The following is a 24,149-nucleotide window of genomic DNA, read 5'->3' on the forward strand; positions in this document are numbered from 1 at the left end:
TTGGTTGTTGTGTTTTACACGTAATATTCATTCACTAATTCAATCACACTTTCAACAGTTGGTACCTTAGCTGTACGAACATCTTTAAAGTGTTTTTTTGCTTCTTTTGCGGTAGTTTCACCTATACAAAAAGCTATTTTCTTTGGTTTATTTTGAGATATATAACTTTCCACTGTTGATGGGCTGTAGAACATAACTCCTTCTGTAGAGTCATCAACTTTTATAGATGAATAGACTGTTTGATACGCTTCCACTTCATTAACAGTGATGTTATTTTCTTCTAAAATTTTTGGTAACTCATCTAAACGTAAATTGCTACAAAAATAAGTCACTTCGGTTCCTTCAATATAATCTACTAAATAATTAGCTAAATTTTTAGCGTTATTTTCTGAATGGGTTACGCTGCCAATTTTTTGTTCTATTAATTTTTTTGTCCGCCTTCCAACGCAATAAATACTATTAAACTGTAACTCTTCTGCTGAAAAATTTGTTATTAGAGATTCAACAGCATTCTTACTAGTGATTATAATATTTTTAAGATTTGATTTTAAAATTGTTTTTGGAATTCGGTTAATGCTCACTTTAATGAAGTCAGCACTTTTTACAGATATTTTATGATTTAATAAATGCCTTTGATCTTCGGTTAATGTTTTTGTAGAGTAAACCATGGTTTGTTTTTCCGATCTTAGCAATTCATCCATTAAACGTTTGCCACCACGTTCTATAACATAGTCGGCACAGAATTTTGCGATGGTATGATGAGAACCTAATTTTTCAACACGAGTCACCTCAATTTTTTTAGAGCCATCTCTACTTAATAAAACACCTTTAAAAGAAACTTCTTCGTTTTTAATTTTAGCTAAAGCTCCAATAGGAGCAGTGCATCCACCTTCTAACCGATTTAAAAACTCACGCTCTATAGTAGTGCAAATCTCGGTTTCTTCATCATTTAATTCAGCACAGGCATTTACCGCGTATTCATTTTCTTTAAGAGATGTAATCATCACTGCTCCTTGAGCAGGAGCAGGAATCATCCAATCTAAGTTAATGGCTTCCTCCGGTCGTATACCAATTCTACCTAAACCAGCGGCAGCAAAAATAGCACCATTCCAATCGTCATTGTCTTTTAGTTTTTGCATACGCGAGTTTACATTTCCACGTAAATCAACAATGGTATGCGTTGGAAATCGGTTAAGCCACTGTGCGCGCCTTCGTAAACTACCTGTTGCAATAATGGCCTCTTTTTGCGATAAAAACTCTTCGTTATTTTTAAAAACCAAGGTGTCGTTAATATTACCTCTTTTTATAACGGCGGCTTGAATAATGCCTTTTGGTAAGATGGTTGGAACATCTTTAAGTGAATGAACGGCAATATCAATATCTTCGTTCAACATAGCTATATCTAAGGTTCTGGTAAAAATACCAGTAATTCCTAGTTCGTATAAAGGTTTGTCTAGAACTAAATCTCCGGTTGATTTAACAGGAACTAATTCTGTTTTGTAGCCTAAATTTTCAAGTTGTTGTTGTACAGTTTTAGCCTGCCATAATGCTAATTCACTATCGCGAGTACCAATTCGTATGATTTCAGACATCGATTAAAGTTTCTAATTGGAACACTTTTTTTATAAGCTCAAGGCTGTCATCTGTAGAGATATTATCGTCCTTTAAGTGATGAGCAAAGTGGTTTGTTATTTTTTGAATAATATTATTGCTAATTAATTCGGCTTGTTCTTCATTAAAATCAGCATTTTTTTTGCGTTGTAATTCTAATTCAGCATTTTTAAAGTCGATTAACTTATTTTTTAACGCTTTAATGGTGGGAGCAAATTTTCTGGTTTCTAACCAGTCATTAAACTCTTTTTTTACCTCTTCAATAATGGTTTCAGCAAGAGGAATGTGCTCTTTTCTTTTTTCTTGAGTTTCATCTGTAATTCTAGATAAATCATCTAAATGAACCAGCATTACATTAGGTAAATCTTCAACGTTGTCATGCACATTTTTTGGAATCGATAAATCTAGAATTAATAATGGTTTATCGGACTGGATAAGATGCTTATCAATGGTCGGTCTTTGTGCTCCTGTAGCGACAATTAAAATATCTGAGTTGCTAATTTCCTCTTGTAAATTGGTATAATCCTTAACAACTAAGTTAAATTTTCCAGCAATATGTTCTGCTGTATTTTTAGTTCTATTAATGAGTGTAATGCGCTCATTTTTAGTATGCTTGACTAGGTTTTCGCAAGTATTTCTTCCAATTTTTCCTGTACCAAAAAGCAAGATGTTTTTGTGTGATATGTCTTCAACGGTATGAAATATATACTGTACGGAAGCAAAAGACACTGATGTAGCTCCAGATGAGATGTCTGTTTCAGTTTTAATACGCTTGCTGGCCTGAATAACGGCATTAACAAGTCGTTCTATAAACGGATTAAGTAAATCCATTTTTTTTGAAATAATGGCACTCTTTTTTATTTGACTAATAATTTCAAAATCGCCCAAAATTTGACTATCTAAACCAGAACCAACACGAAATAAATGTGAGATAGCTTCTTGGTTTTTATAAATGTATGCTACTTTTTGAAACTCCTCTACAGTTCCCTTAGTGTTATCGCATAATAATTTGATGAGTTGAAATGGATGTTGAGCAAATCCATAAATTTCGGTTCTATTACAAGTAGATGTAACAACCAAACTTTCAATACCGGCTTCTTTAGCTTGATTGAGTAAGTTTATCCTTGAATTTTCATCTAAACTAAAGTGTCCTCTTATGTCGGCATCAGCTTTTTTATAACTTAAACCAATGGCATAAAAAGAACTACTTTTAGAAACATTATATTGATGCATAAATAGCTTTCAATTTTTTTTTAACAAATGTATGTTGCTCAAATGTAAAAAAACAACGCCAAAAGAACTTTTAGTGTCGATTTGAGGTTTTTAACTGTTTTTTTAACGAGTAAATGATATTTATCATATTTTTGGGGGCAAATAACGTACTTTTTATATCGTAATTTAGAATGAATCCAAATAACAGCAATCTATTACAAGATAAAAATAACAAAAAAAATGTCGCTAAAGGGTATTTTGAAGAAACGGCAGTTGATGATGATTTTTTTGTTCTAGCCTATAAGAATGATGAGGAAAGGGTTATAAATTTAGAGCGAAGCGTTCAAAATAATTTTATACAGTTTCATTTTTGTTTAAAGGGTCTAAGTAAGTTTGTCTTTAATGAGGGCGCTTATATTTTAAACATACTTGAAGAAAATTCGTTATTACTTTATAACCCACAAAAGAGCTTACCAATTAATCTTGAAATAAATCCAAACTCATGGGTTGTTTCTGTTTTAATTTCTATCAAAAAGTTTCATTCCTTATTTTCTTTAGAAGCCAATTATATCTCGTTTTTAAACGAGGATAATAAAGAAAAAAAATATTATAAGGATGGAGAAATATCTCCCTCAATGGCTATTGTTTTAAATCAATTAATCAATTACAACCTAAATCAATCTATAAAACAATTATATTTTAGAGGAAAAGCTTATGAAATTTTAAGCTTGTATTTCAATAGAAATGAAGATACTTACAATATTGAACAGTGCCCTTTTTTAGTTGATGAAACTAATGTAACTAAAATAAAGAAAGCTAAAGATATTATTATTTCTAGAATGGCCGAACCTCCAAGTTTACAGGAATTGGCTGATGAAATTGGGCTAAGTTTAAAAAAATTAAAAGACGGATTTAAACAAATTTATGGAGACTCGGTTTTTAGTTTTTTATTTGATTATAAAATGGAAGTAGCCAGAAAGCTCTTGGAGTCTGGAGATAATAATGTTAATGAAGTTGGTCTTAGAGTGGGCTATAGTACATCGAGTCATTTTATTGCAGCGTTTAAAAAGAAGTATGGTACAACACCAAAGAAATATATTATGTCTTTAAATTAATTTAAAAATGAAATATCTAACTCCAGAAATCGAGGCATTATCTAAATACGAAAATTCGAAATCTTTAGTGCGTTCTAATGTGTCTTGCGGAATTTTTCAAGATTGTGATTATAATGAAGAACGACCTAAATTATACCATCAACAAAAAACAGAACAAGCTAAAAGTTAATCTTTTTGAAAAGAAATAAAGAATAAATCAAAATAACACGTAATGGCGTTATCTTCGTAATAAAAAATAATATTGTTAATGAAAAAGGGTGTTTTACTAGTAAACCTTGGTTCTCCAGATAGTCCAGAACCAAAAGATGTTAAGAACTATTTAGGTGAATTTTTAATGGATGAACGTGTAATTGACCTGCCGCTTTGGGCAAGAACATTACTCGTTAAAGGCATTATATTAAAAACACGTCCCAAAGCGTCGGCCGCGGCGTACAAAAAGATTTGGTGGGACGAAGGTTCTCCGCTAATTGTGTTATCAGAACGATTACAGGAAAAAGTTGAAAAACAAGTAGAGGTTCCAGTTGGTTTAGCCATGCGTTACGGAAGTATGTCTATTCAAAAAGGACTTCAGGATTTAGTAGATAAAGGGGTAGAAGAAGTGTTACTAATTCCGTTATATCCGCAATTTGCCATGGCAACTACCGAGACCATTGTTGTGTTGGCAGATGAGATTCAAAAAGCACAGTTTCCCAATTTAAAAATAGAATCACTACCAGCTTTTTATAATAATCCAGATTATATCAAAGTACTTTCAAATTCTATAAAAAAACACTTAGAAGGAAAAACCTATGAACATCTATTGTTTTCCTATCACGGAGTTCCTGAACGACATATTAGAAAAAGTGATATTACTAAATCGCATTGTAAAATAGATGGAAGTTGCTGTTCAACACCTTCAAAAGCGCATGAATTTTGTTATAGACATCAATGTTATGAGGTCACTAGATTAGTTGGTGAAACCTTAAAATTAAAAGAAGGAACGTTTTCTACGTCGTTTCAATCGCGACTAGGTTTTGATCCTTGGTTGCAACCGTATACAGATAGAACCATTGAGCGTTTAGGAAAACAAGGCATAAAAAACATGGCTATTGTAACTCCTGCTTTTGTTAGCGATTGTTTAGAGACTTTAGAAGAAATAGCTATGGAAGGACAAGAAATTTTTCACGAAATGGGAGGCAAAGATTTTACCACGATTCCATGCTTAAATGATGATGCCGAATGGGTATCATTAGTATCAAAATGGATTACTAACTGGGTTTAAACCACAAATAATAAATGGCAAAAATATCTTCCCAAGACTTGGGGTCTCAACCAATAAGCAAATTACTTATTAAGCAAGCTGTTCCTGCATCAATAGGGATTTTAGTGATGTCTCTAAATATTTTAGTAGACACTATTTTTGTTGGAAATTGGATAGGTTCTATTGCTATAGCCGCCATTAATGTTGTGCTACCAGTATCCTTTTTTATTGCAGCGTTAGGGATGTCAATTGGTATTGGAGGATCGTCAATTATCTCGCGAGCTTTAGGGGCTAATAACAATAAAAAAGCATTAAAAACTTTTGGCAATCAAATAACTCTTACGTTGTTGCTAACCATTAGTTTGGTTGTTATAGGATTAACGTTTAGAGACAGCATTATTTTGTCTTTTGGTGGTAAAGGAGCTATTTTCAATCCTGCTAAAATTTATTACACTATTGTCCTTTATGGTGTTCCCTTTTTAGCACTTTGCATGATGGGAAACACGGTTATTCGAGCAGAAGGCAAACCCAAATTTGCGATGTATGCCATGATGATTCCGTCTGTTAGTAACTTGCTTTTAGACTATATTCTAATTAATGTATTAGACTTTGGAATGGAAGGTGCCGCTTGGGCAACCTCAATTTCCTATGTGCTTTGTTTGGGTTTTATTGTTTGGTTTTTTCTATCCAAATATTCTGAGTTAAAAATAAGCTTTTCGCATTTTGGATTAAGTAAGTCTATTGTGTCAGAAATAGGATCACTTGGGTTTGTAACCTTATCTAGACAAGCTGTAGTGAGTATTACCTATTTATTTATGAATAATATCTTATATGATTTAGGCGGAGAAACCTCAGTAACATCATATGCCATAGTGGGAAGAATGTTAATGTTTGCAATGTTTCCTGTGTTAGGTTTAACACAAGGATTTTTACCCATTGCAGGATTTAATTATGGGGCCCAGAATTTTACTAGAGTGAGGCACACCATTAATATTGCCATCAAATACGCTATGATTATGGCTACGTTGGTATTTATTTTGTTAATGATTTTCCCTGAAGAAATAACTAGAATGTTCACGTCTGATGTAGCTGTTTTAAGTAAAACACCAAGCGATATGCGTTGGGTTTTTGCTGCAACTCCTATTATAGCTATTCAACTTATTGGGGCTGCTTATTTTCAAGCTATAGGAAAAGCTATACCTGCTCTACTTTTAACGCTATTGCGTCAAGGACTATTTTTTATTCCTTTAATTTTAATTCTGCCAAAATTTTACGGAGAGTTAGGTGTTTGGATGTCATTCCCCATTTCAGATGTATTATCTACAGCGGTGACAGCCTACTTTTTAAATAAAGAAGTGAGAAAAGAGTTAATCAATAAGGACTAGTTTATATTGTAAAAACGGAGACTATATGGAGTTTTATAATTATATAAAATCGTTTCACCTCATATTTGTTATTACATGGTTTGCTGGCTTATTTTACATTCCCAGATTGTTTGTTTACCAAATAGAATCGTTTCATAAACCATCACCAGAGAAGGAAATTTTAGGAAAACAGCTTAAACTTATGGCCAAACGGTTGTGGTATATTATTACTTGGCCTTCAGCGATTTTAGCAACTATTTTTGCTATTTGGTTACTTATTTTACAACCGTATTGGTTGCAACAACCTTGGATGCATGTTAAATTAGCATTTGTTATTCTTCTTATACTGTATCATCTTAAAACACATCAATACTTTAAACAATTACAAAATGATGTGGTTAAAAAAACATCTAGTTTTATGCGTATTTGGAATGAAGGGGCCACTTTTATTTTATTTGCAGTTGTCTTTTTGGTAATTTTAAAAAATGCTATTAATTGGATTTATGGACTTATTGGTCTTATCCTTTTAGCACTCCTAATTATGATAGGTTTTAAGCTCTATAAAACTATAAGAGCTAAAAATCCTGATGCGTGATAATATTGGTTTGATTATTGCTATATTTAATACTCTTTACATTTTAAAGCATGAAATTAAAAAAGTTGTCGCTTCGTACACGTATTTTTTTAGGGATGATTATTTTGGTGCTTTTAGCTTCCATTCTTATTGCAGGTGTTGCCATATATCAATATAAAGGGGAAACAGAAGATTATCATAAACAGCGACTTGAGCGTAAAGAAATAGCTATACAAAGGCATATTAACTATGTTTTAAGAGAGACATCCTATCCGGTTACTACCGAAAAAATTCCGTTAATATTTAAAGACGAGATTTATAAAATTGCCGAAGTTCATTCACTTCAATTAAATATTTATGATTTAGATGGATCTCTTTTAAAAACATCAAGAGCCACACTTACGCTAGATACTTTACAAATATGTATGCGTACCGAGGTTTTAAACGAACTTTCCAATAAAGCAGAGCATCGGTATATTGAAAAAAGTAAAGAAAACGGAGAAACATTTCAATCTTCATATTCGTATATATTAGATCAAAAGTTTAAACCTATAGCCATATTAAATCTGCCTTTTTTAGAGAATGACAATTTTCTATCTAATGAATTAAACGAATTTTTAATAAGGCTATTTATTGCCTATTCTTTTGTAATGCTTATTGCTGTAGCCATTGCTTTTTGGTTATCAAAATATATTACAAAATCATTAAAAACCATTAGTGAAAAAATTAACACGACGCGTTTAGAAAAGCGTAATCAAAAAATTGAGATTGAAGATGCAAGTGATGAGATTTCAATATTAGTTAATTCATACAATAGCATGATTGATGAGCTTGAGGAAAGTGCTGTAAAATTAGCAACAGGTGAACGTGAGCAAGCCTGGAGAGAAATGGCAAAACAAGTGGCTCATGAAATTAAGAATCCGTTGACCCCTATGCGTTTAACCGTTCAAAACTTCCAAAGAAAATTTGATCCTTCAGACGAAGATATTTACAAAAAAGTAGATGAATACACTAAAACATTGATTCAGCAAATTGATACCATGAGTTCTATAGCTTCAGCTTTTTCAAGTTTTGCAAAAATGCCAGCGCAACAAAGCGAAACACTTAATGTGGTTAAAACAGTAAAATTGGCTTTAGACATATTTAACGAAGATTATATTGTTTTCAGTTCGGATACTGATGAAATTATTGCTAAGTTTGATAGAACACAACTTATTAGAGTGGTAACCAATTTGGTAAAAAATGCTATTCAGGCCATTCCAGATACTAAAGAACCTAAAATAGTTGTAAGTGTTCAATCTCAAAATAATGATGTTGTAATAACGGTTTCAGATAATGGTTCTGGTGTTTCTGAAGAGAATAAGCATAAGGTATTTGAACCTAAATTTACTACCAAATCTAGTGGTATGGGGCTTGGTCTTGCCATGGTTAAAAATATAGTTGAAATGCACAAAGGCAGTATTTCTTTTAAATCTGAAACCAACATAGGAACCAGTTTTAAAGTAATATTACCTAAAGAAAATTAACTGCTGATAAAAACATACACATATAAAAGTAAATTAAGTAAACATGAGTTATAATAACATTCTATCAAAAGTCACTAATAGTATAAACACCATAATTATTAATCGACCTAACAAGCTAAACGCTTTAAACAAGGAGACTATCAAAGAATTACATAAGGCTTTTAAAGCTGCTGAGGAAGATAGTGAGGTTAAGGTTATTATTGTAACTGGAAGTGGAGAAAAAGCGTTTGTAGCAGGTGCAGATATTAGTGAATTTGCAGATTTTGATGTGAAAGAAGGAAAGAAATTGTCCGCTAAAGGTCATGACATATTATTTGATTTTGTTGAAAATCTATCTAAACCTGTTATAGCTGCTGTGAATGGTTTTGCGCTTGGAGGCGGATTAGAATTGGCTATGGCTTGCCATTTTAGAGTGGCTAGTGATAATGCAAAAATGGGACTACCTGAGGTATCACTCGGCGTAATTCCTGGATACGGTGGTACACAGCGTTTACCAAATTTGGTTGGAAAAGGTCGTGCTATGGAAATGATTATGACTGCAGGAATGATTGATGCTAATCAAGCATTAACCTATGGATTAGTTAATCATGTAACAACTCAAGAAGAATTAATACCGTTATGTACAAAGTTAGCAACTAAAATCACTAATAACTCATCAGTAGCAATTAGTGCAGCCATTAGGGCCATTAACGCCAATTATACTGATGGAATTAATGGTTTTGATATTGAGATAAAAGAATTTGGTAATTGTTTTGGGACAGAAGATTTTGTTGAAGGAACCACTGCCTTTTTAGAAAAGCGAAAAGCAAACTTTCCAGGTAAATAAATAATAAAAGGCTAAAAATAAAAAGTGAGTACCTAGGCACTCACTTTTTTAACAAACTAAACTAAACTAAATAATACATCATATATCGTGATGTGAACTTTTGTAAACTCAAAATTCTTATACAAAAATAAGGCTCTTGAGCCGCCATTAAAACATCTATATTAACGATATTCTATTCTATTTTAACCTAAATTTTTAATAAATACCTTAAAAAAGGTGAGCCATTCATAGAACTCACCTTTTTAACAAACTAAACTAAACTGAATATATCACATCAAACTTTAAATTGAGATGTATTTTGAATATTCTCTTCCATTAGACGAAAGCACCATTTTATAGTCTCCGTGTAATGCAAGTTTATAAGCTTTTTCAATTGTTTTTGTATCGTTAATAGTTTCAGAATGAAGTAAAACACCATCTTCTGAGTAAATTTTTACACTTAAAGGCTCTTTATTTAAAGCCAATTTAGTTACAAACACACATTTACCTTTTGTAGATACATAAGGCTTATAAATGGTCGTTTCGTTCTCATTAACAACCACCTTTTTTTCTTCAACTTTAAATGGAATTGATTTAATTTCAATGTCTTTTTCTAATTCAAAGAAATAATCTCCTTTTGGAAGCGCTGTTAAATCAAAACCTTTAGAGTATGTTCCTGTATTTTTAATGGCTTCTCTGTAAATAACAATACCATTAAGATCTTTAATCAATAATTGATTTCCTTCTTTAACATTATTTAAAGTAATGATTGTTTTATTGATGTTGTTGATAGGATTAGTTTTAAAACTATCATTTGCATGGCCAACTAATGCTGTTAGCATTAATCCTGCTACTATACTTTTATTAATTATTGTTTTTCTATTTTTCATGATTTGGTTCTTTAATAATTACAGTACAAATTTATAATGGATGACTCTGTTACAAAACATCAATTTTGACTAATTTATATGCTATTTTATCAATTTATTCTATGTTAATTTAATGTTAAGTTAAAATAGCATATACTTAGGTTAAATTAATATATGTTTATAAGCTTTTTGTTGAAATTAACTATTAATAGTAAGCATGTTAATTATAGATGTATGTAATTTTTTAATGTGAATAACATCAATAGTATAATATTAGTGGTAGAAATAATTTTAAGGATTACTGAAAGGATAAATACTCAAGATTAATCAAAAAAAAGGTGTACTTAATTGTACACCTTTTTTAACCAACAAATTATAATTACTGGTTATAGAGTAAAAGATTCTTGATAGGTTCTGCTGTCTGAACTTAGTTCTACACTATATTTACCGGGAGCATCTTTTAAAAGTTTATATACTTTTCCAATACTTTTGGTGTTTTTAATAGTTTCAGAATGTATTAATTCTTTATAACCAGTATTACTATCACCCGAATAATAAATTTTCACATCTAAAGGAGCTTCGTTTAAAGCTAGTTTATTAATATAAATGTAATTGTCTTTTAATCTTATATAGGGTTTGTAAATAGTTGTTTCCTTTTCTTTATCAAAGGTCACTTCATTTGAAAATACACTAAAAGGAATTGTTTTTATCTGTAAATCTTTATCTAATTCAAAGACATAATCACCATCCGGCAACTCGGTTAAATCAAATGTTTTAGTATAAATTCCAGCTTCCTTTAAGAGTTCTTTGTATAGTACAAAACCATTTACATCTTTAATTACCAATTTTTGTCCTTTTTTAACATCGTTTATGGTAACCATTGTTCTCGAAATATCTTTTTCTTTTTTAGGAATAAAAGAAGAACCTTCGTTAGTAGCGTTGCTTAATAGGGTAGTTAACATAACTCCCATTAAAATACTTTTTTTAATTACTTTTTTCATGACTTGGTTTTTTTAACGTTCAACATGACAAATGTATCATGCATTAGCCCGTTAAAAAACATCCATTTTGGTCAATTTGTATGTTATTTTAACTGTAAATATATAGTTAACAAATTGTTAAGGTAAAATAGTATATATTATTGTTAATTATATATACTATTTAAAATAATTATGTCGTAAATTTGTAGCAAAAAGAATTATGCCTAATAAGAAACCTACATTCGAAAAAGTGAGCCCAAGCTTTGGTAGTTCTTTATTAATTAAACAACATACTGAAAAGAGGGAAAATAACTTTGCCTTTTGGCATTTTCATCCAGAGTTAGAACTGGTATATGTAAATAAAGGTAAAGGTAAACGACATATTGGAAATCACCTCTCATATTTTAATAACAGTCAGCTTATATTGTTAGGATCTAATTTGCCCCATAACGGATTTACAGATAGATTAACTGCAAATGGTACTGAAACTGTTGTTCAGTTTAAATCTGATTTTTTAGGGGAAGGATTTTTTAATGCACCTGAGATGAATGGAATCGCTAATTTATTTGAGCGTGCTAAAAAAGGAATACTTTACAGACCTGAAGCAAAGAAATTAGTTGGACCCAAAATTGAAAGTTTAATAGATTTAGAAGGTTTTGAAAGGATTTTAATGCTTCTAGAAGTTCTAAATGACTTAGCAAAATCTGAAGATTATTCCTTATTAAATGCAGATGGATTTGCATTTGAAACAAAACCGCAAGACAGTTTTAAAATTGATATCATTTTTAAGTTTGTAAACACCAATTTCCAAAGACATATAAGTTTAGAAGAGATTGCAGATAAAGTTAGTATGACCGTGCCGGCGTTTTGTAGATTCTTCAAAAAAGCAACTGGAAAAACATTTACTGAAATTGTGAATGAATATCGTGTAGTACATGCGACTAAATTATTGAATGAAAGTCAATTAAGTATTGCGGATATTTGTTATGAATGTGGGTTTAACAACTTTTCACATTTTAACAAACAGTTTAATGAGATAACAGGAAAAAGTGCCTCTAACTACAGAAAGGAAATTAAAAAGATTATTGAACAGACATCACTTGTTTAATTAAGCCCATTCCATTCTTTATAAAATTGTTTTAGAAAGCCCTCCATATATTGGTGTCTTTCTAAAGCTATTTTATATCCAGTTTGCGTATTCATTTTATCTTTTAATAAAAGTAACTTCTCGTAGAAGTGATTAATGGTTGGTGCTTTTGAAGCCTTATATTCCTCTTTACTCATATTAAGATTAGGCTTAATATCTGGGTTGTAAAGCGGTCTGTTTTTAAAGCCACCATAATTAAAACAACGCGCAATACCTATGGCACCAAGAGCATCCAATCTATCTGCATCTTGTACCACACTTAATTCTGGCGAGTTAAATTGCTGTGCCTCGTTACCACCTTTAAATGAAATGTTTTCAATAATATTAATAACGTGTTCTATGATAGATGAATCAACATTCAATTTAAATAAAAATTCTCGTGCTATTTTTGGTCCAACGGTTTCATCGCCATTATGAAATTTACTATCGGCAATATCATGTAATAAAGCGCCAAGAGCAACAATAAACGAATCTACTGGCTCATTTTTAGAAATAAGCACGGCATTATTATATACACGCTCTATATGAAACCAATCGTGACCACCTTCGGCATCGGCTAATTGTTGTTTTACAAATGAGATGGTTTCGTTAATTTGCTCTTTTGAAGTCATAATATGATAAAAAGAAAAATTCCTTTCCATATCGAAAGGAATTTTTAATATGAATTTATTTTATAACTGCTGGTTCAACCCATTTAAACTGGAATGAGTTTTCAGGAATTTTCATTCTATCTGCTAATCGTAACATTCTTTCTGGCAGTTTCATGAGGTAATCTCTTGCTTTTTCGGCTTCATCGGTAAGACCTGTAATTTTATCAATTTCCCAACGTACAATGAGTTTTTGTAAAATGTCTACATAATCTCTTGATGTGTAAACCCCAATACGTTGTGCTGTATTCGAAAATTCTTCAAAGGCGGTACTTATTTTGTCTCCAGATTCTCTTAAAAAGTGAGCTGGCATGGTAATTTTTTGTTTCATCATATAATGAAACGCCATCATCATTTGGCTAGGATCAACTTTAAAAATACGGTCAACAAATTCTGAATACGCATGATGATGTCTCATTTCGTCACCAGAAATTATTTTACACATTTTCCCTAATTGTTTGTTACCACTTTTAGTAGCTATTTTAGCAACTCTGTTATGAGAAATGTAGGTTGCTAATTCTTGAAAACTGGTATATACAAAGTTTTTATACGGATCTCTATCGGTACCAATATCAAAACCATCTGCAATAAGGTGCTGTGTGGTTATTTCAATTTCGCGCATATTTACCCGACCCGATAAGTATAAGTATTTGTTAAGCACATCGCCATGTCTGTTTTCTTCGGCAGTCCAATGGCGTATCCATTTAGACCATCCGTTTTGACCCTCAACTTGGTCGACGCCTTCAACATCCATTAACCAGGATTCATAAGTTGGTAAGGCTTCTTCGGTAATCATATCACCTACCAAAACCACCCAGAAATCGTAGGGTAATTCTTTTGATAATTCTCTAATTTCTTTAACATCCTCAAAAAAGGTATGCCCTTCTGAGTTTGGTAGAAAGTCTGTAGGTTGCCATATTTTATCAATTGGAATTAAGTATTTTTCAATTAAGGAATCGACATCTTTTTCCAAAAACTGCATGACTTCTAAACGAACATTTTTTAATGACATATATATTATTTATGGTTGTATATTGTTTTTTATAGTAGCTTCTATTGTATTTATAAGCTCCTCTTTATTGGTAAAGGTACTAACTTTTAAGGGCTTATGAACGGTAAACGTAAGATGATTGCCCAAACCCATGGGGAATTTACCGTAACGAAACATCTTCCATGAGTTATTTATTGAAATAGGAACAACGAGCGCAGATGGAATTTTTTTAAATAAAATATCTAATCCTTTGGTTTGAAACGATTTTGGAACGCCGTTTTTACTTCGGGTTCCTTCGGGGAAAATAACGGCACTTCGTTTATTAGTTTCAATATAGTCGCCAAATTTCATAAGTGCTGGTAATGACTGTCTCGGATTTTTTCTATCGATTAAAGCTGCGCCGCCATGACGTAAATTATAAGACACGCTCGGGATGCCTTTTCCTAATTCTATTTTACTAATAAATTTAGGATGGTGTTTGCGCATGTACCACGTAATGGGGTATATATCATGAAAACTTTGGTGATTGGCAACAATAATTAAGGGCTGATTGGTGTCAATTGTATAAGGGTTTATAAATGTAAAACGGGTGCCTAAAATATTAGCACAACGCATTAAGCAAAACTGTAAGGCATCAACACTTTTTTTATGAGCTTGATATCCAAAAACATTAAAACAAAACCATTGTATAGGATGAAATATAACTAGTGTTAATAAAAAACACAGATAATAAATAATGGTTAATGGATATGATAGTACTTTTAACATGATTCAAAAATAAATAAAAAAACCACGATTTTGTCGTGGTTTTTCTTTTTCAGTCTAAAACTTTAGACTTTCAAATCTTTTTAGCAATACTCGTTGTAAGCATCCATAAGGTTTTCTGCAATAATTTCAGCAGGTCTGCCTTCTATATGGTGACGCTCTAACATGTGCACTAATTCGCCATCTTTAAATAAAGCAATACTTGGTGAGCTAGGAGGAAACGGAACCATATGTTGTCTTGCTTTATCAACAGCGTCTTTATCAACTCCTGCAAAAACAGTGACTATATGTTCTGGTTTTTTTGCGTTTTGCAAACTCATTCTCGCTCCTGGACGCGCATTGGCTGCAGCACAACCACAAACTGAATTTACAACCACTAAGGTTGTGCCTTCTTTCGCTAAAGCTGCATCTACAGCTTCGGCAGTATGTAATTCTTCAAAACCAACTTTGGTTAAATCTTCGCGCATTGGCTTTACTAATTCTGCTGGATACATATTTTTAAATTTTAAAAATTAACTAAATCTGATTGCAAATATATCAATTGTGTAACAAAACAGACAGGCAATCAACTAACAAATATTATATTTGACGATAAATAAAATTGATACTTACATGAGTTTTTCAAAATGGATAGGAGCTGCATTAGGATGGTCGTTTGGTGGCCCTATTGGAGCTATTTTAGGATTGGCATTGGGAAGTGTTGTTGATGGGATGTCTGGTGGTAATGCGAGCACCGTATATCATGGGCAACAAACACGACAACGACCACAAACAAAACCAGGAGATTTTGAAGTTAGCTTACTTATATTGGCTTCTATAGTTATTAAGGCAGATGGCAAACAAGACCAACGCGAATTAGACTTTGTGAGACAGCAGTTTGTTGGTATGTATGGTAAAGAACGCGCCAATCAAGCATTTAGGTTGTTTAAAGAAATAAATAAGCAACAAAATATTTCTACCAGACAGGTGTGTTTGCAGATTAGGCAAATGATGGAACATGCGTCTCGCTTACAACTATTACATTTTTTATTTGGGATAGCAAAAGCTGATGGTATGGTAACCGAGGATGAGGTTGCTCAAATTTATACCATTGCGGGTTATTTAGGCATTAATCATAGCGATTATGAAAGTATAAAAGCTATGTTTTATGAAAGTACCGATAACGCTTACAAAATTCTGGAGGTTAATAAATCTGCCACCAATGATGATATTAAGAAAGCTTACAGAACGATGGCTAAAAAATACCATCCAGATAAAGTGATTCACTTAGGAAAAGAACACCAAAAAGGTGCTGAAGAAAAGTTTAGGCAAGTACAAGCTGCTTACGAACAGTTGCAGAAAGAGCGCGGGTTTTAGAGCGGTTGCAAAAACAAAAGGGCTTGGTGTTTAAAGTAAAGAGTGTACTGTAAGAAGGGTTTTTTACTAACTACATATTATTATAAATAGAACAAAATTCCTGTCTCTAAACCAGAAACAGGAATTTAGTGGTTATGTTATTTTTTCATAGGTCCAATTGGAGCTATTGTTTTTCCATACACTTCATTAAGTACTTGAGCCAATGCTGTATAAATTGCTGAAAACCCACAAGCAATTCCAACATACCCAGCAATGTGTTTTATGGCAACGCTCTCAGTATAATCAGCTAGAGCTAACAAAAAGAAAAGCAATGTTAACGAAGCAAACACAAATTGTAAGGCTCTGTTTAATTTTAGAGTACCTATAAATAAAGCGGCAGTAAAAATCCCCCACATTATTAAATATGCCACCATAGCTAACTTCTCAGGAGCAGCGCTTAATCCCATTTTAGGCAATGTAATTAGTCCGACCAAGGTGAGCCAGAAAAACCCATAAGAAGTAAAGGCCGTTGTTCCAAACGTATTGCCTTTTTTCCATTCCATGATTCCCGCGATGACTTGAGCTAATCCGCCATAAAAAATACCCATTGCTAATATCATAGAACCAAGCTCAAAAATACCGGCATTATGAATATTCAAAAGTACAGTAGTCATTCCAAAACCCATCAAGCCAAGTGGCGCTGGGTTAGATGTAACATCTTCTTGTCTAGTTGTTTGTGTATGGTTGTCCATTTAGTTTATAAAATTATTTTTTTAAATTTATAAAATTATTGCTTAAGTACCCTAATCTATGTAAGAGTTTCAGAAAAAATTTGGACAAGTGCTAAATACTTAATAAGTAACTGATGAAATGGAGAAAGGTTGGTCTTTTGTCATTCCAGAAAAGGTAGTAATTTGTTGTGTTCATAGTCAATTATAAGAAGAGTATTAAATTTGTCAAAAATTAAGGGAGACCTTTGGGTGTATTGACCATTAAGTAATAAACCAGTTTTATGAATGACAAAAAAATCTTAGAACTTTTCAAAAATGGTCAACGCGAAAAAGCTTTCAGTAAATTATATAGCTTATATCCAAAAATTGAAGCTTTAATTGTATCAAAAGGCGGACAAAAACACGACGCTTCAGATGTGTTTCAAGAAGCCTTAATTATACTCAATAGAAATCTAGAGAAATCAGATTTTAAACTTACATCTTCATTTTACACCTATCTATATTCAGTATCTCGATTTCTTTGGAAGAATACTCAAAAGAAATTTTCAAAAGAGGAACTGAAAAATTTTAACGACACCGAAATAGACTGTTTTCATAGTATTTTAGAAGAAAAAAAGTACCAACGTGCCGAGCGTGCCTTTCTTGAATTAGGAGAACGATGTCAACAACTTTTACAACTGTTTTATCACAAAGCATTGTCTTTTAAAGACATTGCAAACGTGATGAATTTTAAATCTGAAAAGATTGCCAAAAACCAGAAGTACAAGTGCTTAACCAAAGCAAAAGACATCTATCAAACAAGTAACAATGAACAATCTTAATTCGGAAAACCATGGAACAACACATTCAACATATAGAGTTAATAAATAACTATTTAAACAATAAACTATCAAAAAGCGAACGTCAAGACTTTGAAAATAGATTAAAAACAGATGCCGAATTTAATAGTTTGTATGAAGACCACATCGTTTTTTTAGAAGGCTTAAAACGACAAACTTTAAAGACCGAAATTAATAAAGCAAAGCAAATTTATGTTAGAAATATCTGGTTCAAATATTTAGGAATTTCGGTGGTTGTTTTAACGGTTTCGGCATTAATTTATATTAATTTAAAAACAGATACTACTATAAAACCCGGAGTGCAACCAAATAACAATACAACTACTAAGATAGTTTTAGATTCTGTGTTTTCAGAACCTGTTTTAAAAGACTCAACAGGGATTAAAGATACTTTGACGACAGAAAAAGTAAAGGTTGAAAAACAAATGGTATCCAGTAAAATCGGACTAACAGAAAAACTATCTGCCGAGGTTGAAATTCACGAAAAAGTAGTTCAAACGTTCACTATTTCTTCTGAAAAGGACACCACTTTAATTTGCAAAGAAGGCACTAAGTTAATCATTAAAGCGAATTCATTTATAACGACAGATAATCGCGAAATAGCAGGTAAGTTAGCATTGAATGTTACCGAATTTTATAAACTTTCAGATATATTATTAGCCAATTTAACAACCACATCTAATGGAAATTTATTAGAAACTGGAGGTATGTTGCATGTTGAAGCAAAACTGAACGAATCTATTTTAAAACTCAAGGAAAACACAAGTATCGAAATTGTATTTCCTTCAAAAGTTAAAAAGGAAAACATGCAACTTTTTTCAGGTGAATGGGAAGAAGGAATCATAAACTGGACGCCTGAAAAGCAAGATATTCCAATAGTTAAAAATGAAATTTTTGAAGAAGATGTTGAGGTCCCTTTTGCTGTTATAGAACAAATTCCGGTATATCCAGGTTGCGAAAATTTACAAAATACCTCTGGTAAAAGATGCATGAAAGATTCTATCGATGCATTTATTCAAAGAAATTTTAATCCGAAAATTATAACAAATCTTGGTTTAAGGGGACGGCAACGAATAAATGTCATTTTCAAAATTAATATTGAAGGTGAAGTTGTTGCTATTAGAACAAGATCAAGTCATCCAGATTTAGAACGAGAAGCAAGCAGAGTGCTTTCATTATTACCAAAAATGCAACCAGGAAAACAAAGAGGGAAAGCGGTTACAGTGCCATATTCATTACCCATTATTTTTGAAGTAGATGGAACCACTGGAATGGTTTTAAACAGTACTAATGCGATGCCCATTGGTACGAATGCTATTCGAGATTCTATTGTTAATATGAGTTTTGAAGATAGATTAAAGTCCAAAGACAGCTTTAATATAAGCGTTTCAGAAGTCAATAATTATATTTTAAGAAGTTCTAATTTAGGTTGGATAAACTGCGATAGGTTTGTAAACAGCAGTAACAACATTAAATATTTATTAAAAATAAATGATTATCGAGGAACTACAGTAAATATGGTTTTCAAATCTATATCTGGTGTGATTCCAAGCAGGAAAATTAATGGTGAATTTTATTTTAAAAATGTGCCAAATGCTCAAGAAATAGTATTGATTGCTATTAAAAAGGATAATGGAAAATTGTATTTTGATATTGTAGAAACTCAAACGCAGACAAAGCCTAGTTTGGAGTTTGATTTTAAGGAGGTCACGGTCGAGGAATTGAAACGTGAATTGGAAAAATTGAATAAGTCGTTTTAGCTTAAGTTATCAACTTCAATCATTTGTTTGTATATTAGATTACGCTTAATTTTATATGACTAATATACTTTCAAAATGAAAAATATTTTCGACTTAAAAGAGACTAACATCATAATTGACAGACTTGATAAATTAGATGCTTACGCAAAACCGCAATGGGGAAAAATGAGTGTCGACCAAATGTTAGCGCATTGTAATGTGACTTACGAAATGATTTACGAACCCAAGCAAGTAAAACCAAACCCTTTTAAAAAATGGATGCTTAAAGCTATTGTAAAACCTTATGTTGTTAGTGAAAAACCATATAAAAAAAACAGCAGAACAGCTCCTGAATTTGTGATTTCAGATTCTAAAAATTTCGAACAAGAAAAACAGCGATTAATCGATTATATTAAGAAAACGCAAAGCTTAGGTTCGGCTTATTTTAACAATAAACCATCACATTCTTTTGGTAAATTAACGTCTGAAGAATGGAACAATTTATTTTATAAACATTTAGATCATCATTTGAAGCAGTTTGGAGTGTGATTTTTACTCCTCAAAAACAAACGTAGATTTATCTTTGCCAACCGTTAAATCAACTGTTCTACCAAAAATCATCGCTCTGTTATCATCTTCATGGCCAGCATGCATATTAAACGCTATAGGAAAATCATATTCAGAAAGCGCATCTACAATGAGTTGTTCTACAGATGAACCCCAGTCAGTTGTGTTTTTTCGAACGTTAGAAATATCGCCTACAATAACTCCTTTACAATTATCAAAATAGCCAGCACGTTTTAAGCTTTGTAACATACGGTCTATATGATATTTGTATTCGCCAACTTCTTCAATAAATAATATTTTTCCAGAGGTGTCCATGCTGGTTTTAGAATCCAACATGGTATGTAATAACGTTAAATTACCACCTATTAATTCCCCAGTAGCTTTCCCTGGTCTATTATACTCAGAACCTTCTAACGTATAGGCTAAAGGATTTCCAAAAATAGCATCTTTAAAGGTTGAAATGGTTTCTTTTATTTCACTTAAGTCGTCTTGCATACTGGTGCACATTAGTCCATGAATACTTTGATAGCCTTCATTTTGCATTTGGTTGTGTAATGCTGTAATATCGGAATAGCCAATCAGCCATTTGGGGTGGTTTCTAAATTTAGAATAGTCTAATTTATCTAAAATTCTAACCGTTCCATAACCACCTCTTGCGCATAATATAGCACTTATAGTTGGGTCATCTAACGCTTTTTGATAATCTTCACAACGTTCATCATCGGTACCAGCAAAATGGTTATATACTTTAAAAACATTGTCACCAACAACCACATGTAAGCCCCAACTTTTTAATAGGTTTATAGATTGTTCTATTTTATCTTCTTTATTTATTAAGGCCCCTGAAGGAGCGACAATAGCAACGGTATCGCCTGCTTTTAAATAGGGTGGTTGTGTGGTTTTATCTTGAGAAAAAACCGTAGTTGTTATAGTGCACAAAAGGATTAAAATTAGTTTTTTAAATATCATAATGTAATGTTTTCTATTCTGTTCAAATTTAAAAGAAAATAAGTAGGGATTCCTGCATAATGTAAATGTACATTTTTTTTCTAAATAGCCTTCAAAATGTGTACTTTTGTGGCTTAAAAATGACTCGTTATTACAAGAGAAACGAAGTAATCTGTTTATTTTGAGTTTCATAATATGAGATTGATTCGTCACAACATTTCTTGCAATGACATTTTAATTAAGATTGATGAATAAACCAAAAAGATATACCATTACAGCGGCATTGCCTTATACAAACGGCCCTATTCATATTGGCCATTTGGCGGGTGTTTATGTGCCAGCTGATATTTACGCACGTTATTTAAGATTAACAGATAATGATGTGGCTTTTATCTGCGGAAGCGACGAACATGGCGTGCCTATTACTATTAAGGCAAAAAAAGAAGGTGTAACGCCTCAAGATGTTGTTGATAAATACCATGCTATTATCAAGCAATCATTTGAAGAATTCGGAATTTCTTTTGATAATTATTCGCGTACTTCGGCAAAAATTCATCATGAAACAGCTTCCGAAATTTTTAAAACTCTATATGATAAAGGCGAGTTTATTGAGGAAACTTCAGAACAGTTATATGATGAAAAAGCGAATCAGTTTTTAGCCGATCGATTTGTAACAGGGACTTGTCCAAAATGCGGTAATGAAGAAGCTTATGGTGACCAATGTGAAAACTGTGGAACCAGTTTAAATGCGACCGACTTAATTAATCCGAAGTCCGCTATCACTGGAAACGTACCTACTTTAAAACAAACAAAACATTGGTTTTTACCTTTAGATAAGCATGAAGCTTTTTTAAAAGAATGGATTTTAGAAGGTCATAAAAAAGATTGGAAACCTAATGTATACGGACAGGTAAAATCGTGGATTGATGATGGTTTGAGACCTCGTGCCGTAACCAGAGATTTAGATTGGGGAATTCCCGTTCCGGTAGAAGGTGCCGAAGGAAAAGTATTGTACGTATGGTTTGATGCGCCTATTGGTTACATATCTTCAACAAAAGAATGGGCAAAACGCGTCGGGAAAGATTGGGAACCATATTGGAAAGACAAAGACACCAAACTAGTTCATTTTATTGGTAAAGATAATATTGTATTTCACTGTATTATTTTCCCAGTAGTCTTAAAGGCAGAAGGCTCTTATATTTTGCCAGAAAACGTTCCGGCGAACGAGTTTTTAAATTTGGAAGGCAATAAGTTATCAACCTCAAAAAATTGGGCGGTTTGGTTACCAGAGTATTTGATTGATTTTCCAAATCAGCAAGATGTGTTACGTTACGCTTTAACAGCTAATGCACCCGAAGCCAAGGATAACGATTTCACTTGGAAAGATTTCCAAGCCAGAAATAACAATGAATTGGTTGCTATTTTTGGAAACTTTATTAATCGCGTGGTTGTGTTAACCAATAAATATTACAATGGCGTTGTTCCAAATCCAAATGAGTTTTCTCAAGTAGATGAAGAAACTTTAGCTGCTATTAAAACGTATCCTAATGTGATTTCGAGTTCTATTGAGCGCTACCGATTTAGAGAAGCACAGCAAGAATTAATGAATTTAGCGCGCTTAGGAAACAAATATTTAGCCGACGAAGAACCTTGGAAAGTCATTAAAGTAGACGAATCTCGTGTACAAACCATTATGTATGTAGCTTTGCAAATTGCAAGTGCTTTGGCAACCTTAAGTGAACCGTTTTTGCCGTTTACGTCAACAAAGCTTAAAGGCATTCTCGGGTTACGTCATAACGAGGAGCAAAGCGATGTGGTTATCTCTTCAAATAAGCAGCTTGCCACCTCTCATAAAATTGAGTCTCGTAATGACGATTTAAGTTGGGATGACATAAGTACAAAAGAAATCCTACTTCCATCAGGACACCAAATAGGCAAAGCAGAATTATTGTTTTCAAAAATTGAAGATGAGGCGATTCAAATCCAAATAGATAAACTCATTGCGAGTAAAAAAGTAAATGAAGTCGCCAATAAGACCGTAGAACCTCAAAAAGATACGATTACATTCGATGATTTTACAAAATTAGACATGCGTGTAGGAACGATTCTTGAAGCCGAAAAAATGCCGAAAGCAAAGAAATTATTGATTTTAAAAGTTGATACAGGCATTGACGTTCGAACCATTGTTTCAGGAATTGCTGAAAGTTTTACGGCTGAAGAAGTTGTTGGAAAAAAAGTGACCGTTTTAGTTAATTTGGCACCAAGAGAACTTCGTGGTGTAGAAAGCCAAGGCATGATTTTAATGACTGAAAATGAAGAAGGAAAATTGGTTTTTGTAAATCCAGATGATGCTTCTATTACTAACGGATTGAAGATAAGTTAGTTTTAGCTTTTCAAAAAAAGCATATAGATTAATTATTGCCTTTAAGTTAAATTTTGAATTGTTTTAAAGTCTAATATAGCATAGTGTTCGTATATTAAATCGTAACAAATAAATTATGATATTCAAGAAATAATTAATCCTTTTAGTGATGAAAGCTTCTATATTTTGATATTATTTCAACAATAATAATCCATCTTTTAAATGGAAATCATATAAACTAATCATATAATCTTGTAATGTAAAAGCATCAAAAAATTTAAACCTTTGTAAAATAAAATAACTATAATAATTATGAAAAAGATACTACTAATTTTTTTAGCAATTGGATTATTCAGTTGTGGGTCGTCAAAAACCGTTAGAGACTCCAAAAAAGTCATTAAAGGTGATTGGACTTTAAATTCAATAACATATAGTGAAATAGGAAAATATAATGTAACCTTACTTAATGATACCTCTAAAGATTGTTTTGAAGGAAGTACATGGCAATTCATTCCTAACAATAACACAGGAACCTATTCTATTAATGAGACAAGTTGTACCACAGGAGTAAGAAATTTTGTTTTTACAATTCAGGAAGTTAATGCAGATACTGGACTTTATGACTTTCTGTTAAAGCCAACAGATGCAAAGCATAAATCTGATACAAATCAAGGTTTTAGATTAAGTTTAACGTCTTTGTCAGAGGTATCTATGCAATGGCAACAAACTGTATATGTTGATGGAAAACCGTTTACAATTACAATGAACTTTAATAAATAATA

24 protein-coding genes are annotated in these 24,149 nt (G+C 32.2%); 14 read left to right on the forward strand and 10 right to left on the reverse strand.

All coding sequences use genetic code 11. From position 1 onward, the window contains the following. Positions 1-14 precede the first annotated feature (14 nt). Positions 15-1,592: a hydroxymethylbilane synthase gene (gene hemC, locus G5V56_RS01455; RefSeq protein WP_166960177.1), complete on the reverse strand. Its 1,578-nt coding sequence runs from the start codon at positions 1,590-1,592 to the stop codon at positions 15-17. Beyond that, on the reverse strand, positions 1,585-2,844 hold the full coding sequence (gene hemA / locus G5V56_RS01460) for a glutamyl-tRNA reductase (protein WP_166960179.1): 1,260 nt from the start codon (positions 2,842-2,844) through the stop codon (positions 1,585-1,587). Before hemA ends, hemC begins: the two co-directional genes overlap by 8 nt. A 170-nt stretch (positions 2,845-3,014) precedes the next feature. On the opposite strand from hemA, the gene G5V56_RS01465 reads away from it, so the two are divergent. From G5V56_RS01465 to G5V56_RS01495, 7 genes are all read left to right on the forward strand, one after another. Then, complete coding sequence (locus G5V56_RS01465) at positions 3,015-3,938, forward strand: AraC family transcriptional regulator (protein WP_166960182.1); 924 nt, start codon at positions 3,015-3,017, stop codon at positions 3,936-3,938. A 7-nt stretch (positions 3,939-3,945) separates the two neighbouring features. Further along, positions 3,946-4,107, forward strand: coding sequence for a hypothetical protein (locus G5V56_RS01470; protein WP_166960185.1), 162 nt, complete (start codon positions 3,946-3,948; stop codon positions 4,105-4,107). Between the two features lie 78 nt (positions 4,108-4,185). Next, the gene (hemH, locus tag G5V56_RS01475; protein ID WP_166960188.1) at positions 4,186-5,199 is read left to right on the forward strand and encodes a ferrochelatase; all 1,014 of its coding nucleotides are present in this window, start codon (positions 4,186-4,188) and stop codon (positions 5,197-5,199) included. 14 nt (positions 5,200-5,213) lie between these two features. Then, a complete protein-coding gene (locus G5V56_RS01480; RefSeq protein WP_166960191.1) occupies positions 5,214-6,563 on the forward strand; it encodes an MATE family efflux transporter in 1,350 nt (449 codons plus the stop codon). Between the two features lie 25 nt (positions 6,564-6,588). Continuing rightward, a complete protein-coding gene (locus G5V56_RS01485) occupies positions 6,589-7,137 on the forward strand; it encodes a CopD family protein (protein ID WP_166960194.1) in 549 nt (182 codons plus the stop codon). Between the two features lie 50 nt (positions 7,138-7,187). Next, on the forward strand, positions 7,188-8,642 hold the full coding sequence (locus G5V56_RS01490; protein ID WP_166960197.1) for a sensor histidine kinase: 1,455 nt from the start codon (positions 7,188-7,190) through the stop codon (positions 8,640-8,642). A gap of 43 nt (positions 8,643-8,685) precedes the next feature. Next, positions 8,686-9,468 carry an enoyl-CoA hydratase/isomerase family protein gene (locus tag G5V56_RS01495; RefSeq protein ID WP_166960201.1) on the forward strand — a complete coding sequence of 261 codons (783 nt, stop codon included), beginning with the start codon at positions 8,686-8,688 and terminating at the stop codon, positions 9,466-9,468. Between the two features lie 281 nt (positions 9,469-9,749). Here the strand turns inward: G5V56_RS01495 and G5V56_RS01500 are convergent, their stop codons facing one another. Continuing rightward, positions 9,750-10,337, reverse strand: coding sequence for a hypothetical protein (locus tag G5V56_RS01500; RefSeq protein WP_166960204.1), 588 nt, complete (start codon positions 10,335-10,337; stop codon positions 9,750-9,752). Between the two features lie 365 nt (positions 10,338-10,702). Further along, positions 10,703-11,317: a hypothetical protein gene (locus tag G5V56_RS01505; protein WP_166960208.1), complete on the reverse strand. Its 615-nt coding sequence runs from the start codon at positions 11,315-11,317 to the stop codon at positions 10,703-10,705. A gap of 199 nt (positions 11,318-11,516) precedes the next feature. On the opposite strand from G5V56_RS01505, the gene G5V56_RS01510 reads away from it, so the two are divergent. Then, positions 11,517-12,404 carry an AraC family transcriptional regulator gene (locus G5V56_RS01510; protein WP_166960211.1) on the forward strand — a complete coding sequence of 296 codons (888 nt, stop codon included), beginning with the start codon at positions 11,517-11,519 and terminating at the stop codon, positions 12,402-12,404. On the opposite strand, the gene G5V56_RS01515 is transcribed toward G5V56_RS01510, so the two are convergent. The 4 genes from G5V56_RS01515 to G5V56_RS01530 form a co-directional block, all read right to left on the reverse strand. Next, the gene (locus G5V56_RS01515; protein WP_166961099.1) at positions 12,401-13,054 is read right to left on the reverse strand and encodes an HD domain-containing protein; all 654 of its coding nucleotides are present in this window, start codon (positions 13,052-13,054) and stop codon (positions 12,401-12,403) included. The genes G5V56_RS01510 and G5V56_RS01515 overlap by 4 nt on opposite strands. A 55-nt stretch (positions 13,055-13,109) precedes the next feature. After that, positions 13,110-14,102 (reverse strand): acyl-ACP desaturase, encoded by a 993-nt coding sequence (locus G5V56_RS01520; RefSeq protein ID WP_166960214.1) that lies wholly within the window; start codon positions 14,100-14,102, stop codon positions 13,110-13,112. A 9-nt stretch (positions 14,103-14,111) separates the two neighbouring features. Next, positions 14,112-14,849 (reverse strand): lysophospholipid acyltransferase family protein, encoded by a 738-nt coding sequence (locus G5V56_RS01525; protein ID WP_166960217.1) that lies wholly within the window; start codon positions 14,847-14,849, stop codon positions 14,112-14,114. Between the two features lie 80 nt (positions 14,850-14,929). Beyond that, positions 14,930-15,340 (reverse strand): BrxA/BrxB family bacilliredoxin, encoded by a 411-nt coding sequence (locus G5V56_RS01530; RefSeq protein WP_166960220.1) that lies wholly within the window; start codon positions 15,338-15,340, stop codon positions 14,930-14,932. A 118-nt stretch (positions 15,341-15,458) separates the two neighbouring features. On the opposite strand from G5V56_RS01530, the gene G5V56_RS01535 reads away from it, so the two are divergent. Then, a complete protein-coding gene (locus G5V56_RS01535; protein WP_166960223.1) occupies positions 15,459-16,202 on the forward strand; it encodes a TerB family tellurite resistance protein in 744 nt (247 codons plus the stop codon). A 137-nt stretch (positions 16,203-16,339) separates the two neighbouring features. Here the strand turns inward: G5V56_RS01535 and G5V56_RS01540 are convergent, their stop codons facing one another. Further along, positions 16,340-16,933 (reverse strand): acetate uptake transporter, encoded by a 594-nt coding sequence (locus G5V56_RS01540; protein ID WP_166960226.1) that lies wholly within the window; start codon positions 16,931-16,933, stop codon positions 16,340-16,342. A gap of 260 nt (positions 16,934-17,193) precedes the next feature. On the opposite strand from G5V56_RS01540, the gene G5V56_RS01545 reads away from it, so the two are divergent. The 3 genes from G5V56_RS01545 (at position 17,194) to G5V56_RS01555 (ending at position 20,039) form a co-directional block, all read left to right on the forward strand. Continuing rightward, the gene (locus G5V56_RS01545; protein WP_166960229.1) at positions 17,194-17,733 is read left to right on the forward strand and encodes an RNA polymerase sigma factor; all 540 of its coding nucleotides are present in this window, start codon (positions 17,194-17,196) and stop codon (positions 17,731-17,733) included. Positions 17,734-17,744: 11 nt separating this feature from the next. Continuing rightward, positions 17,745-19,511: an energy transducer TonB gene (locus G5V56_RS01550; protein ID WP_166960232.1), complete on the forward strand. Its 1,767-nt coding sequence runs from the start codon at positions 17,745-17,747 to the stop codon at positions 19,509-19,511. A gap of 75 nt (positions 19,512-19,586) precedes the next feature. Continuing rightward, the gene (locus G5V56_RS01555; RefSeq protein WP_166960235.1) at positions 19,587-20,039 is read left to right on the forward strand and encodes a DUF1569 domain-containing protein; all 453 of its coding nucleotides are present in this window, start codon (positions 19,587-19,589) and stop codon (positions 20,037-20,039) included. A gap of 3 nt (positions 20,040-20,042) precedes the next feature. Here the strand turns inward: G5V56_RS01555 and G5V56_RS01560 are convergent, their stop codons facing one another. Continuing rightward, entirely contained in the window at positions 20,043-21,026 is a 984-nt protein-coding gene (locus G5V56_RS01560) for a S66 peptidase family protein (RefSeq protein WP_166960239.1), read from the reverse strand. A 226-nt stretch (positions 21,027-21,252) separates the two neighbouring features. Here G5V56_RS01560 and metG point away from each other — a divergent pair, with 226 nt between their 5' ends. Continuing rightward, positions 21,253-23,388, forward strand: a complete 2,136-nt coding sequence (gene metG / locus G5V56_RS01565) for a methionine--tRNA ligase (RefSeq protein WP_166960243.1) — start codon at positions 21,253-21,255, stop codon at positions 23,386-23,388. 291 nt (positions 23,389-23,679) lie between these two features. Then, positions 23,680-24,147, forward strand: coding sequence for a lipocalin family protein (locus G5V56_RS01570; protein ID WP_166960246.1), 468 nt, complete (start codon positions 23,680-23,682; stop codon positions 24,145-24,147). The last annotated feature ends 2 nt before the right edge of the window (positions 24,148-24,149 follow it).

It is taken from the genome of Yeosuana marina, from assembly GCF_011762485.1.
GTDB classification, from domain to species: Bacteria; Bacteroidota; Bacteroidia; order Flavobacteriales; family Flavobacteriaceae; genus Yeosuana; species Yeosuana marina.

Bases quoted from the DNA above. Each gene is read 5' to 3' on its own strand.
- hemC (WP_166960177.1), bottom strand. From the start codon at position 1,592: ATGTCTGAAATCATACGAATTGGTACTCGCGATAGTGAATTAGCATTA.
- hemA (WP_166960179.1), bottom strand. From the start codon at position 2,844: ATGCATCAATATAATGTTTCTAAAAGTAGTTCTTTTTATGCCATTGGT.
- G5V56_RS01465 (WP_166960182.1), top strand. From the start codon at position 3,015: ATGAATCCAAATAACAGCAATCTATTACAAGATAAAAATAACAAAAAA.
- G5V56_RS01470 (WP_166960185.1), top strand. From the start codon at position 3,946: ATGAAATATCTAACTCCAGAAATCGAGGCATTATCTAAATACGAAAAT.
- hemH (WP_166960188.1), top strand. From the start codon at position 4,186: ATGAAAAAGGGTGTTTTACTAGTAAACCTTGGTTCTCCAGATAGTCCA.
- G5V56_RS01480 (WP_166960191.1), top strand. From the start codon at position 5,214: ATGGCAAAAATATCTTCCCAAGACTTGGGGTCTCAACCAATAAGCAAA.
- G5V56_RS01485 (WP_166960194.1), top strand. From the start codon at position 6,589: ATGGAGTTTTATAATTATATAAAATCGTTTCACCTCATATTTGTTATT.
- G5V56_RS01490 (WP_166960197.1), top strand. From the start codon at position 7,188: ATGAAATTAAAAAAGTTGTCGCTTCGTACACGTATTTTTTTAGGGATG.
- G5V56_RS01495 (WP_166960201.1), top strand. From the start codon at position 8,686: ATGAGTTATAATAACATTCTATCAAAAGTCACTAATAGTATAAACACC.
- G5V56_RS01500 (WP_166960204.1), bottom strand. From the start codon at position 10,337: ATGAAAAATAGAAAAACAATAATTAATAAAAGTATAGTAGCAGGATTA.
- G5V56_RS01505 (WP_166960208.1), bottom strand. From the start codon at position 11,317: ATGAAAAAAGTAATTAAAAAAAGTATTTTAATGGGAGTTATGTTAACT.
- G5V56_RS01510 (WP_166960211.1), top strand. From the start codon at position 11,517: ATGCCTAATAAGAAACCTACATTCGAAAAAGTGAGCCCAAGCTTTGGT.
- G5V56_RS01515 (WP_166961099.1), bottom strand. From the start codon at position 13,054: ATGACTTCAAAAGAGCAAATTAACGAAACCATCTCATTTGTAAAACAA.
- G5V56_RS01520 (WP_166960214.1), bottom strand. From the start codon at position 14,102: ATGTCATTAAAAAATGTTCGTTTAGAAGTCATGCAGTTTTTGGAAAAA.
- G5V56_RS01525 (WP_166960217.1), bottom strand. From the start codon at position 14,849: ATGTTAAAAGTACTATCATATCCATTAACCATTATTTATTATCTGTGT.
- G5V56_RS01530 (WP_166960220.1), bottom strand. From the start codon at position 15,340: ATGTATCCAGCAGAATTAGTAAAGCCAATGCGCGAAGATTTAACCAAA.
- G5V56_RS01535 (WP_166960223.1), top strand. From the start codon at position 15,459: ATGAGTTTTTCAAAATGGATAGGAGCTGCATTAGGATGGTCGTTTGGT.
- G5V56_RS01540 (WP_166960226.1), bottom strand. From the start codon at position 16,933: ATGGACAACCATACACAAACAACTAGACAAGAAGATGTTACATCTAAC.
- G5V56_RS01545 (WP_166960229.1), top strand. From the start codon at position 17,194: ATGAATGACAAAAAAATCTTAGAACTTTTCAAAAATGGTCAACGCGAA.
- G5V56_RS01550 (WP_166960232.1), top strand. From the start codon at position 17,745: ATGGAACAACACATTCAACATATAGAGTTAATAAATAACTATTTAAAC.
- G5V56_RS01555 (WP_166960235.1), top strand. From the start codon at position 19,587: ATGAAAAATATTTTCGACTTAAAAGAGACTAACATCATAATTGACAGA.
- G5V56_RS01560 (WP_166960239.1), bottom strand. From the start codon at position 21,026: ATGATATTTAAAAAACTAATTTTAATCCTTTTGTGCACTATAACAACT.
- metG (WP_166960243.1), top strand. From the start codon at position 21,253: ATGAATAAACCAAAAAGATATACCATTACAGCGGCATTGCCTTATACA.
- G5V56_RS01570 (WP_166960246.1), top strand. From the start codon at position 23,680: ATGAAAAAGATACTACTAATTTTTTTAGCAATTGGATTATTCAGTTGT.